The sequence below is a fragment of the Paenibacillus sp. N3/727 genome, assembly GCF_022637315.1.
Lineage (GTDB): Bacteria > Bacillota > Bacilli > Paenibacillales > Paenibacillaceae > Paenibacillus_AQ > Paenibacillus_AQ uliginis.
In genome coordinates this window covers 4,413,807-4,425,562 of record NZ_CP093336.1, presented here as the reverse complement: position 1 = coordinate 4,425,562, position 11,756 = coordinate 4,413,807, and the positions used below count along the sequence as shown (strand labels likewise).

10 protein-coding genes are annotated in these 11,756 nt (G+C 47.9%); 5 read left to right on the top strand and 5 right to left on the bottom strand.

Features of this window, described 5'->3' with window-relative positions; all coding sequences use genetic code 11:
- Positions 1-21: 21 nt before the first annotated feature.
- Positions 22-552: an HXXEE domain-containing protein gene (locus MNQ98_RS20410; protein WP_241929880.1), complete on the top strand. Its 531-nt coding sequence runs from the start codon at positions 22-24 to the stop codon at positions 550-552.
- A 64-nt stretch (positions 553-616) separates the two neighbouring features.
- On the opposite strand, the gene MNQ98_RS20405 is transcribed toward MNQ98_RS20410, so the two are convergent.
- Together MNQ98_RS20405 and MNQ98_RS20400 are read right to left on the bottom strand one after the other, a co-directional pair.
- On the bottom strand, positions 617-1,459 hold the full coding sequence (locus MNQ98_RS20405) for a Gfo/Idh/MocA family oxidoreductase (RefSeq protein ID WP_241929879.1): 843 nt from the start codon (positions 1,457-1,459) through the stop codon (positions 617-619).
- 20 nt (positions 1,460-1,479) lie between these two features.
- A complete protein-coding gene (locus MNQ98_RS20400) occupies positions 1,480-2,541 on the bottom strand; it encodes a Gfo/Idh/MocA family protein (RefSeq protein WP_241929878.1) in 1,062 nt (353 codons plus the stop codon).
- A 281-nt stretch (positions 2,542-2,822) separates the two neighbouring features.
- On the opposite strand from MNQ98_RS20400, the gene MNQ98_RS20395 reads away from it, so the two are divergent.
- Positions 2,823-3,683 carry a MurR/RpiR family transcriptional regulator gene (locus MNQ98_RS20395; RefSeq protein ID WP_241929877.1) on the top strand — a complete coding sequence of 287 codons (861 nt, stop codon included), beginning with the start codon at positions 2,823-2,825 and terminating at the stop codon, positions 3,681-3,683.
- 158 nt (positions 3,684-3,841) lie between these two features.
- Here the strand turns inward: MNQ98_RS20395 and MNQ98_RS20390 are convergent, their stop codons facing one another.
- The 3 genes from MNQ98_RS20390 to iolG all read right to left on the bottom strand — a co-directional run bounded on the left by MNQ98_RS20390 (position 3,842) and on the right by iolG (position 6,835).
- Positions 3,842-4,849 (bottom strand): LacI family DNA-binding transcriptional regulator, encoded by a 1,008-nt coding sequence (locus tag MNQ98_RS20390; protein WP_241929876.1) that lies wholly within the window; start codon positions 4,847-4,849, stop codon positions 3,842-3,844.
- Positions 4,850-4,981: 132 nt separating this feature from the next.
- Positions 4,982-5,785, bottom strand: a complete 804-nt coding sequence (gene iolB / locus MNQ98_RS20385; protein ID WP_241929875.1) for a 5-deoxy-glucuronate isomerase — start codon at positions 5,783-5,785, stop codon at positions 4,982-4,984.
- A gap of 24 nt (positions 5,786-5,809) precedes the next feature.
- Complete coding sequence (gene iolG, locus MNQ98_RS20380) at positions 5,810-6,835, bottom strand: inositol 2-dehydrogenase (protein WP_241929874.1); 1,026 nt, start codon at positions 6,833-6,835, stop codon at positions 5,810-5,812.
- Between the two features lie 411 nt (positions 6,836-7,246).
- Between iolG and iolC the strand changes: the two genes are divergently transcribed.
- Genes iolC through iolD form a run of 3 tightly spaced genes read left to right on the top strand, consistent with a single transcriptional unit; the run spans position 7,247 to position 11,733 of the window.
- Positions 7,247-8,245 carry a 5-dehydro-2-deoxygluconokinase gene (iolC, locus tag MNQ98_RS20375; RefSeq protein WP_241929873.1) on the top strand — a complete coding sequence of 333 codons (999 nt, stop codon included), beginning with the start codon at positions 7,247-7,249 and terminating at the stop codon, positions 8,243-8,245.
- Positions 8,246-8,302: 57 nt separating this feature from the next.
- On the top strand, positions 8,303-9,754 hold the full coding sequence (locus tag MNQ98_RS20370; protein WP_241929872.1) for a CoA-acylating methylmalonate-semialdehyde dehydrogenase: 1,452 nt from the start codon (positions 8,303-8,305) through the stop codon (positions 9,752-9,754).
- 44 nt (positions 9,755-9,798) lie between these two features.
- Positions 9,799-11,733, top strand: a complete 1,935-nt coding sequence (gene iolD, locus MNQ98_RS20365) for a 3D-(3,5/4)-trihydroxycyclohexane-1,2-dione acylhydrolase (decyclizing) (protein WP_241929871.1) — start codon at positions 9,799-9,801, stop codon at positions 11,731-11,733.
- The last annotated feature ends 23 nt before the right edge of the window (positions 11,734-11,756 follow it).

The following is an 11,756-nucleotide window of genomic DNA, read 5'->3' as shown; positions in this document are numbered from 1 at the left end:
TCTGGGTCTGGGGGAGATAATATGCCGGAATTATTTATGGAAATGAGTATACCAACGTTAGTATGGCTGTTTGTTGTTGCATTTCTAATTCATGATCTCGAAGAGATTATCTGGGTTGGTCCTTGGATTGAGAAGAACCGGACGGATGTTATTAAGAAAGTGCCGGGTTTCATGAAGAAGAGACTAGAGAACCTGTTCCAAATTAATAGCAGTCAATTTGCCGTTGCCGTACTATTGGAGCTGATTGTGTTCATCCCGTTTACGTTTATGGCTGCGGAGCAGGGGAAGTTTTTAATGTTTCTGGCCTTTAACAGTTTGTTTTTCATTCATGTGTTTACTCATCTTGGTCAAAGTATTTATTTAAGAAGATATACGCCGGGGGTTGTTACGGCTGTAATCATCACACTTCCGTATGGCCTGTTCTTGTTTTACCGCTTGCTCTCTGATGGATTGGTAACGTGGAGTCAGGTTTTATGGAGCATTCCTTTAGGGCTGCTTATGGTACCGGTCGTCTTGGTTGGGCATAAGCTCGGCAAAAAAGTTGTGAACTAACTGTATGAACTGACCTTCAAAAACCGTCCGATGATCTGGACGGTTTTTGTTGTTTTCATGATGATCAGGACGGTAGCTCCACCCATTGATGGGGTATAGCGGCTGCTTTCAGGCCGTATTCGATGATGGTAATAATGGCAACCGTCTCCGCAGGATCGACCTTTGGCTCACCGCTTTCAAAAAACTGCAGCATTTGAGATATGAACGAGCCGAAATAATTAGACTCAGGCTTTACGATTTTGGCCTGCCCGGACTCGTAATTCAAAGTTAGTGTAAAAGGGCACTCCCATCCAAAATGGTTAATCGTTGCTTGTCGGCCGTTACCAAATTCAATGAGCAGTGCAGGCGAATTCGCTGTCCCGATATACATCACCCGTTTGACGTCACTTCCCATGAGAGACACAATCGGTTCAATCTGATGAATCGAGTAATTTTCAAACCGTCCGGGCCCGACACTGCAAATGGTTTCGATTCCGATGCGTTCGGTCTCCATATATTCGGCTGCAAACCGGAGAGCGGAACTGGAATAAAGTGGGGTACCATACTCACGTGCAGTCTCGAACAGGGCGATCGCAGTCTGCCTGTCAGGGGCAAACGTCTTATCAACGTAAGTTGGTTTACCTGAACGGAGCGGAAGCTGCGACAGCTCTTCATGGAATTCAGGGTAATCGGGAGAGAGAACGATCAGATAATCGCTCTCCTCGATGACTTCCTCAATGGAAGAGCGGAGCTGAATGCCCTTGTCCGCACACCACTGAGCATTGCTTCGTCCGGTTGGAGAGTCTATTTTACCGTAGGCGTATGTCACTTTCATCGAGCCGCCCGAGGCGCTCTCAATCCATTCCGGGTATTTTTCTGCATGCCATTCATCGAGAAAATAATCGATGAAGCCGATTTTTTTCGTCATTTCTTCACGCTCCTAGCTGGTTAGTCGAAAATAATTTCCTTTTGCTGCTCTGATGAATCATAAATGGCCTGAATCATTTTTGCGGTAACGATAACGGTGTCAATGTGTGATGGCAGCTTTTCGCCTGTATGGATGCATTCCAGAAAGGCGTCGATTTCATTTTGGAAATGGTCACCGGCGTTGAATTTCGGACTGGTTTCCAGCAGGACGCCGTTTTTTGCGCTGTACATTTTAAAGTCACTGCCGTATTGCAGACGGATTCCTGCTTTGTCCCCCAGAAAATCAATATACATCTCTTCTTCACCAATGTTTTGTGCCCAGGCTCCGTTCATTGTTATGCTCGGACCTTCTGTACGGATGACGGCTGTGACAAAATCCTCGACGTCGTAAGTGCCTTCGTGTTTGGGAGGGCCAGCCCACATGTTTATATAGGTGTAATCCTTCATTTTTCGTCCGAGCTTGGAATAAGTCTGAGCAGTTACCGTTTTCGGTGTTGGATCTCCTGAACAGTACATAACCACATCAAGAAAGTGTACCCCCCAATCGATCATCACACCGCCGCCTGCAACGGCTTTTGTTGTGAAAGCGCCTCCAAGACCAGGGATAGAACGGTGGGCACGGAAGCTGGCATAGACGTGGTACAGTTCTCCAAGCTCGCCACTTTCGATCAGACTTTTAATAATATTAACACCTTTGTTGAAGCGGTTGACCACTCCGATATTGAGCACTTTGCCCGTTTCGTGCTGCACTCTTTGCATTTCCAGTGCTTCGGCATATGTACGTGCAGCAGGTTTTTCACACAGCACATTTTTGCCTGCACGTAAAAAATCGATTGAGACGATAGCATGTGCGTTGTTCGGGGTACATATCGAGACAGCCTCGATTTCCTGATCATCCAAAATGTCGTGGTAATTCTGTACTGCTAAACCACACCCATACTCTTTCACGAAACGCTCTGCATTTTCCTTGTTATAATCACAGAAATATTTTATTTCAGCGTTTGGGTTATTCAGGTATGCAGGAATATGAGCCGATTTGGCTATCGTTCCGCATCCGATGATGGCCACTTTCGTTGTTCCCATCTTAATCCCTCCTGTAAGTTTGGCAATAGTTCTAGTTTCTTTATATTTCTGCACAGGAAGGATCATGCCCAAAAATATGAATCGTTTCTGGTTTATAAATTGACTAGGCCGAACGGTATCGATATTTCCATTCTTGTGTAAGCTTCAGACTCTTTCCGTCATTTCATCCTATGCATGAAACGCAAGGATGAAAATTTCAACAAATTAGGTTATATTGATGTACAGTATCTGGCGTGTCCATGGAATTTTTACTGGACATCTAAGCAAGGAGGTTGAACGGAGTGGATGTCAAACAGGAAGCAGGTAAAACCTTGCTGCACATACGAAGTCACTACAATGGTCTTACCAAAACAGAGCAAAAAGCAGCCCAATATATACTGGAGCATGCACCAGAGATCATTTATCAGTCGGTGACTGAATTAGCAAGTAAAGCGGATGTAGGCGAGACAACGGTTCTTCGATTGTGCCGGAAGCTGAAGTTCCAAGGATTTCAAGATTTTAAGCTATCCTTGGCTCAGGATTTAGTTCAGCCTATGGATTATCTTCACACGGAAGTTACCGAGAAGGACGACCCTTCCACACTAACGAACAAAATTATTACGGCACATATTCAAACACTGGAACAGACACGGGAGCTCGTAAATCCCGAAGAGCTTGGCAAGGCTATAGATATTCTTCATCATGCGAACCAGATTCAGTTTTTTGGTGTAGGCTCCTCTGGACTTACAGCAATGCAGGCAGCACAAAGCTTTCTGCGTATAGGCAAACGGGGAGGCGCCAGTACTGACACTCACTTTCAGGCTGTCGAGGCAGCTCTGCTCTCAGATGATTCGGTCGCTGTGGGTATTTCGATATCTGGCAGCACGAAGGATACGAATGAGAACCTGCTGCTGGCTAAAAAAGCTGGAGCCAAGGTCATCGCGATTACAAGTAATGCCCGTTCTCCTATTACCAAAATAGCCGATAATGTACTCATTATGGTTGCACGTGAAAACCCGCTTTCAAGCAGCTCCCTTGCGGCTAAAATTTCGCAGCTCTCCATTATTGATCTGTTGAATGTAGGCGTATCGCTTCGAATGAAGGATCAAGCGTTGAAGTTCAAGGAGCTCACCGCGAAGGCGACTTCTGACAAGCTGTATTAAATTGTTGTAATGGGCATTAAAAAATGAAGCCCATTTCGGCTTCTGCAAGTAAACTTTCAATTTCCCCTCGGTCTGGCTGAAGTATCGGCCAGACCATTCTTTGTGTTCAGCAATCTACGCTACACATATACGAGAGCACTCGACGAATCAAGACTGAGTTATGATGTAGGTGTGATGGCTTGCGTCGAACGCCCCTCAATAAGCTTCGGCTGAAAAATAGCTTTTTGCTTAGACATATCGGGTGTACCTGCATGACGCAGTAACAGTTGGATCGTGTGATGTGCCATATCTGTAATGGGCTGCGAAATAGTCGTAAGCCGTGGCTGTACGATCTGCGACAGCAACGTATCATCAAAGCCGATGATAGAGAGGTCACTTGGAACTTGCAGTCCCAGCTCCTGCGCTGCTTGCAGTACACCGACAGCGAGCATGTCGTTGCAGGCAAAGATAGCACTTGGCCGTTCAGATTGCTCTAGCATTTGACGCGCCCCGGTGTAGCCATCTCGAATGGAGGAATGAACGTTTGTGATCCATTCCGAACGGTATGTAATGCCGGCTTCTTTCATCGCTTGCTGTCCACCCTGAATCCGGTGATCGCCACTCGGACCTGCTTCGGCTACGATACCGATATGCTGATGCCCATTGTGAATAAGATGCTCGATCGCCTGATAGCCACCTTTATAATCATCTACCGTTACGGTATGTACGTCTAAGGAAGGAATATCTTTTGAGAAGAGTACGACAGGCATATCGGTTGCCAAATATGGTTGAAGCAGTGACCAGTCCGTGAAGTGACACGCAATGATCATCCCATCGACCTGCTTGCGCTGCAAGAGAGAAAGATAATTCACGCTCCGCTCGTCCTCATTATCGGTACTGCACATTACGATGCTATAGCCCGCCGCTCGTGCTTCATCTTCAAGGGAGCGTGCTGCTTCTGCGAAGAATGGGTTTGCAATATTTGACAGGAGAAGTCCAAAGGTAGATGTTTTCTTCCCTGTCAGTGCGGAAGCGACGACGCTAGGCTGATATTGCAGCTCATCCATAATACTGAGTACATGTTCGCGTGTCTTTTGACTTATGTTACCAGTTTTGTTCACAACTTTGGATACCGTTGCGATAGAGACGCCTGCCGCTTTGGCCACATCGTATATTGTTGATTTCATAGCTTTCTCCTTCATACGTCATCCTTTAAATCTATTATAAGCAACAAAGGGAGAATGGACAAAGGGAGAATGGACTACACCCATTCTCCCTTGTTTAATATTATAGCTTTACTGCAGATAGTTCAGATGTACTTATCGAGGGAATAACCACTCATGATCAGGATCGTTATGGAACTTCCACGTCCGAGTCGGGCCTGCCATTACATTCAAATAATACGAATCATACCCTGGAGGCGCAGATACAGGGTGATACCCTTCCGGCACCAGCACGACATTACGGTTAGGCACGACAAGCGTCTCGTTGAGCGAGCGATCATCATTGTATACCCGCTGCATGATGAACCCTTGGCCTGGATTTACTTCATGGTAATACGTTTCCTCCAAGTAGGATTCATGCGGCAAATTATCTTGGTCATGTTTATGCGGTGGGTAACTAGACCAATGTCCACCCGGTGTATATACTTCCACGACGAGCAGGCTATCAGCAGCATTTTGCTCAGGCAAAATGTTTTGAATGTGACGTTCCATGCTTCCCGAACCACGTGTCTCGACACCGACATCTTCTGGTCGGATAAGACGGGCTGGGTACGTGCCGCGCCCTGGTGCTGCGCATACTGCAAGTTCAAGATCAGTATCTGCTACGACTGTGTACTGATCGTCGTTAGGGACGTAGACAGAATACGGAGGAATGCGTTCGAACACACTCATACGTTGTCCAATAACTCCGAATTGTTCTTCTTTTGTGCTCACATTTGCTTTTCCACTCAAGAGTACTAGGCAAACTTCCTGATCGTTCGTATTTCGCTGCAGAGTCTCGCCGGACTTCAAGGAGTATACCTCGAATCCAACATATTTCCAGCCCGCACTCTCAGGTGTGACGCGAACAATATTTCCTTTCGCATCGCGTGTATGCGGAGAGACGATAAGCTTAGACATAGGGATTTGCCTCCTTTGTGCTGTTTATAAACATTTTCGATCTAACACAGTCACATGATTAAGCTTGACCGGACGACCCGTAAGAAGGGATTCCTTGGCTGCTTGCGCGAGTCGTTCCGCCTGCAAACCGTCATTGCCATCGCATACGATAGGGAACTCTCCTTGAATTGAACGGAAAAAGTCTTCAATCTCCTGCACATACGCTTGTGTATAGCGCTCCAGGAAGAAATAAAGGGGCTTATCTATCATAACCCCATCACTTGTCGAAATGACTGCGGTTGAAGGGCGATCATTTTCCGTAGAAATGCAGCCCTTGGAGCCGAATGCCTCGATACGTTGATCGTAGCCGTAAACAGCTTTACGGCTGTTTTCGATAATTCCGATCGCGCCGTTCGCAAAAGTTAGCATAACGACAGCTGTATCAACATCGTTCAGTTCGCCAATTTTCGGATCGATCAAATTTGCGCCTTGTGCATATACCTCCACAACCTCACTCTGCACGACATACCGAGCCATATCGAAGTCATGAATCATCATATCCATGAACAGACCGCCGGACTTCGCTACATACTCAGCTGGAGGCGGCTCAGGATCACGCGATGTAATTCGTAAAAGATGCGGTTCGCCAATGACACCGCCTTGTACGGTATCGCGAACTTTCTTGAAGTTATGGTCGAAGCGGCGATTGAATCCGACTTGCAGCATCACATTCGCTTCGTACACAGCTTGCAGTGCCAGTTCCGTAGTTTCTACCGAGAAGCTTACAGGCTTTTCGCAAAATATATGCTTGCCGGCACGTGCTGCTTCTTGAATGATCGTCGCATGTGTACTCGTTGGCGAGCAGATGAATATTGCATCAATATCAGGGTCATTTAACAAGTCTTGATAGTTGTCAGTTACTACCGGAATATGAAGGCTGGATGCCCAAGTATCCAAACCTTGCATATTGACGTCAGATACGGCACGGACACGTGCCATCGATGTGCGTTGAATATGTTCAGCGTGAAGTTTGCCGATTCGTCCGGCGCCAATTATACCTACTTGAAACATAATATCTCCTGCTTTCTCTGACATAGAATGATTATTTAGGGAAAGCGCTTAACTCATGCCACTAGCATACGTGACAACGTTTTCTTTTTCAAGTTGTGAATTTAATAACGTAGTTAAACAACGTTTTTTGCTTGTTGTAAGGCTGTTTTTTTATAAAGGTAATAAATAGGGATTGTGAAATAAAGAACTTAAGAACCTTGTGAAAAAGCGTTTACATTGGCGAAATTGTATGTTTATAATGAGCCATAAGGTAAGCGCTTAACTCCAACTCATAACATCACAGCACGACATGAACATGACAGGATTTCAGACAGATCGTTTAGTCGATCACAGAACAATGTGTCACATGAAGGAAAGGGTATAGCTGAGAAGCAACACATACGGTATCTGACCATGGAGGTGCGAACTGAAATGAATACGATTCAATTTCCAGCGGAGCGACAGCTCGACTTTATCTCGCTGGGCCGACTATGTATTGATTTAAATGCAAATGAATTCAACCGTCCGATGGAACAGACACGGACGTTCACGAAATATGTAGGAGGATCTCCGGCTAATATCGCCATTGGTGTAGCACGACTCGGGCTGAAGAGCGGGTTCATAGGCAAAATTGCGGATGATCAAATGGGAAGATTTATCAAGCAGTATTTAGAGGAGCAGGGCATCGATGCGACTCAGTTAGCCGTTGATCATACAGGAGCGGTGACAGGGTTGGCGTTCACAGAGATTAAAAGTCCCGAAGATTGCAGCATTTTGATGTACCGTGACAATGTCGCAGACCTGTTGCTGTGTCCTGAGGAAGTTTCCGAAGATTACATCAAGAAGGCGAAGGCACTGCTAATCTCCGGGACTGCACTAGCTGCAAGCCCGTCTCGGGAAGCGGTATTTGTTGCTCTATCCTACGCCCGCAAGCACGGTGTGTTCGTGTTTTTCGACTTGGACTACCGACCGTACACGTGGAAGGATACATCAGAAACAGCGGTTTATTATAAGCTGGCGGCGCAGTACTGCGACTTCATCATCGGAACACGTGAGGAGTTCGACATGATGGAATCGTTCGATGGCCAGCAGGCAGATGACAAACTAACTGCTCAGACTTGGTTCGACCATCATGCGCAGGTTGTTATTATCAAACATGGCGGTGCGGGATCGATTGCTTATACGAAGGAAGGGCAGTCGTTCAAGGGCGGTATTTTCAAAACGAAAGTACTTAAGACGTTCGGAGCAGGTGACTCTTACGCTTCAGCTATGATCTATGCATTGATGCAAGGACATGATGTGGCAACGGCGATGGATTATGGCAGTGCTTCCGCTGCAATTGTTATTTCGCGCCACAGCTGCTCAGAAGCGATGCCAACAGCAGAAGAGCTGCGGACCTTCATGGAGACAACAGAACGTATTCAACTGTAACGAATTTATATAGATAATGCTTATCCAATCCAATAAGCGAAAGGGGAAACAATAATCATGACAGCAGAAATGACCGTTCGCAATTTTATCGGAGGAGAATGGAAATCCTCTTCATCCACTCATATTGAACCTGTATACAATCCAGCAACAGGAGAAGTGATTGCACATGTGCCGCTCTCCACAACAGAAGAAGTAAATGAGGCTGTGCAAGCTGCCGCCGAGGCGTTCAAGACATGGTCCCGCACACCTGTTCCGCGCCGCTCGCGCATTCTGTTCCGTTATCAGCAGCTCTTGGTAGAACATTGGGACCAGCTGGCGAAGCTAATTACACAGGAGAACGGCAAGAACTTTAAGGAAGCGTATGGTGAAGTTCAGCGTGGGATCGAGTGCGTTGAGTTCGCAGCAGGTGCGCCTACATTAATGATGGGTAAGCAGCTTCCAGATATTGCAACGAACATCGAATCTGGTATGTATCGCTATCCGATCGGTGTTGTCGGTGGTATTACTCCATTCAACTTCCCGATGATGGTGCCTTGCTGGATGTTTCCGCTTGCGATTGCTTGCGGCAACGCGTTCGTGCTGAAACCATCTGAACGCACACCGCTATTGGCGATTCGCCTCGTTGAGCTGTTCATAGAAGCAGGCTTACCTAAAGGTGTCTTGAATATTGTTCATGGTGCGCACGATGTAGTGAACGGGCTCTTGGATCATAAACTTGTAAAAGCAATTTCCTTCGTTGGCTCGCAGCCAGTAGGGGAGTATGTGTACAAGCGTGGTACGGCGAACTTAAAGCGCGTCCAAGCTTTGACCGGGGCGAAAAATCACTCCATCGTCATGGAAGATGCGGACCTGGATGTGACAACGAACCAAATCGTTAATGCGGCATTTGGCTCTGCTGGCGAACGTTGTATGGCTTGCTCCGTAGTACTCGTACATGAAGCGGTGGCAGATGAACTCGTATCCCGACTAGTAAAAGCTTCTAATGACATGAACATTGGTAACGGGTTAGAAGAAGACGTATTTTTAGGTCCAGTTATTCGTGAAGCACACAAGGAACGCACTCTCAGCTATATTGAGGCTGGTGTTGAAGAAGGAGCACGTCTCGTGCGCGACGGTCGTAACGATGCTCAGGCGTCTGGTGAAGGCTACTTCGTAGGCCCGACGATCTTCGATGAAGTGACGCAAGAGATGAAGATATGGAAGGATGAAATATTCGCTCCAGTGCTTTCCATCGTGCGAGTAAAGGGTCTTGATGAAGCGATTGCGTGGGCGAATGAGTCCCGATTTGCGAACGGTGCTTGTCTCTTCACAGGCAGCGGTGCTTATATGCGCCAGTTCCGTGAAAATATCGATGCAGGTATGCTTGGCGTGAACGTCGGCGTTCCGGCTCCAATGGCCTTTTTCCCGTTCTCAGGATGGAAAGATTCGTTCTACGGCGACTTGCATGCAAATGGCACGGACGGAGTGGAGTTCTATACACGCAAGAAGATGGTAACGACTCGGTGGTAATCCCACACCTGTAAGCGGTGATCGAAAGGTGGTTGGTTCTAACGATGACAACGATTCGATTGACGACAGCCCAAGCGCTGGTTCGGTTCTTGAATCAACAATATATAGAGTTGGATGGACAGCAGGAGAGATTTATAAAAGGAGTCTTTACGATATTCGGGCATGGCAACGTGCTCGGTCTAGGACAGGCGCTGGAGGAGGCGTCTGGGGAGCTTGAAGTATACCAAGGCCGGAATGAGCAAGGCATGGCACATGCTGCTGTTGCTTTTGCGAAGCAGAAGCGTCGTAGACAAATCTGCGCTTGCACCTCGTCTGTCGGGCCAGGTGCAGCGAACATGATAACTGCTGCCGCAACGGCTACAGCGAATCAGATCCCGGTGCTGCTGCTGCCGGGTGACACATTCGCTTCCCGTCAGCCAGATCCGGTGCTTCAGCAGATCGAACAGACGTATGACATGACGATCTCGACGAACGATGCATTCCGCCCAGTTAGTAAGTACTGGGATCGCATATCTCGTCCTGAGCAGTTGATGTCAGCGATGATTCAAGCGATGCGCGTACTGACGGACCCGGCGGATACCGGAGCAGTCACGATCGCACTTCCGCAGGATGTGCAGGCGGAAGCGTACGATTATCCGCTGTCCTTCTTTCAGCGCCGAGTACATCGCATCGAGCGCCGCCCTGCGAGCGAAGAGGCGCTCAAGGCGGCAGAAGATCTTATCCGCGAGAGACGGAAGCCGATACTCGTGTGCGGCGGAGGTGTTCGCTACTCCGAGGCAGGAGAAGCCTTGATAGCGTTCGCGGAAGCGTTCCGCATCCCGATCGTCGAGACGCAGGCTGGAAAAAGCGCGATTCCTGCATCCCATCCGTGGAATGTAGGCGGGATTGGGGTTACGGGTAATGAAGCGGCTAACAAGCTAGCACGCGAAGCCGATCTCATTATCGGTGTCGGCACACGGTTCACCGACTTCACTACGGGTTCGAAGGAATTGTTCGGGCACCCTGACAAAGCGGTGTTGACGATTAATGCCTCGCCATTCCATGCTGGTAAGCTTGATGCGGTCAGTGTCGTAGCGGATGCCCGCACCGCACTCCTCACTTTGCATGAGCGCCTTGTGCAGGTTGGCTATAAGTCGACCTATAAGACTGAGGTTGAAGCTGCGAAGAAATCGTGGACGGCAGAGTGGAATAGGCTGGCACAGATCGAATATGACACAAGCAACTTCAAGCCAGAGATTGAAGGTCATCTCAATGAGGCCTTGCCGGAATATGCGCAGGTGCTGAACAGCCATCTGACGCAGACGCAGGTGCTGGGAGCATTGAATGATCTGCTTGATGAAGAGGCGGTCATCGTTGGTGCAGCAGGCAGTCTGCCGGGAGATCTGCAACGGATGTGGAAGTCGGAGAAACCGAACACGTATCACATGGAATATGGTTATTCCTGTATGGGCTATGAAATCTCTGGAGCTCTCGGTGTAAAGATCGCGGAGCCCGAGCGGGAAGTGTATGCATTTTGCGGGGATGGCAGCTATATGATGTTGCATTCCGAGCTGGTCACAAGCTTGCAGGAAAGGCAAAAAGTGAACGTACTGCTCTTTGACAACATCGGCTTCGGCTGTATTAATAACTTGCAGATGGGTCATGGCATGGGGAGCTTTGGTACAGAATTCCGAGCACGCAACCTGACGACAGGTAAGCTCGACGGGGAGCTACTGCTGATCGACTTTGCCAAAAGTGCTGCTGGATATGGTGTCGCAACTCGTACCGTACGTACGAAGGGCGAGCTCGCTGAAGCGATTGAGTGGGCGAAAGAACAGACGACATCAACGCTCTTGGACATTAAGGTACTACCAAAGACAATGACAGATGGTTATGGCGCTTGGTGGAATGTAGGTGTTGCTCAAATGTCAGATCAGGCTGGAATTAAGCAGGCGTCGGTGGACCGAGAGCACCATTTGAAACAGGCAAGACCTTACTAATGAAACACCAATAATCAGGGAAC

Bases quoted from the DNA above. Each gene is read 5' to 3' on its own strand.
- iolD (WP_241929871.1), top strand. From the start codon at position 9,799: ATGACAACGATTCGATTGACGACAGCCCAAGCGCTGGTTCGGTTCTTG.
- iolG (WP_241929874.1), bottom strand. From the start codon at position 6,835: ATGTTTCAAGTAGGTATAATTGGCGCCGGACGAATCGGCAAACTTCAC.
- MNQ98_RS20370 (WP_241929872.1), top strand. From the start codon at position 8,303: ATGACAGCAGAAATGACCGTTCGCAATTTTATCGGAGGAGAATGGAAA.
- MNQ98_RS20405 (WP_241929879.1), bottom strand. From the start codon at position 1,459: ATGACGAAAAAAATCGGCTTCATCGATTATTTTCTCGATGAATGGCAT.
- MNQ98_RS20410 (WP_241929880.1), top strand. From the start codon at position 22: ATGCCGGAATTATTTATGGAAATGAGTATACCAACGTTAGTATGGCTG.
- MNQ98_RS20400 (WP_241929878.1), bottom strand. From the start codon at position 2,541: ATGGGAACAACGAAAGTGGCCATCATCGGATGCGGAACGATAGCCAAA.
- MNQ98_RS20390 (WP_241929876.1), bottom strand. From the start codon at position 4,849: ATGAAATCAACAATATACGATGTGGCCAAAGCGGCAGGCGTCTCTATC.
- iolC (WP_241929873.1), top strand. From the start codon at position 7,247: ATGAATACGATTCAATTTCCAGCGGAGCGACAGCTCGACTTTATCTCG.
- iolB (WP_241929875.1), bottom strand. From the start codon at position 5,785: ATGTCTAAGCTTATCGTCTCTCCGCATACACGCGATGCGAAAGGAAAT.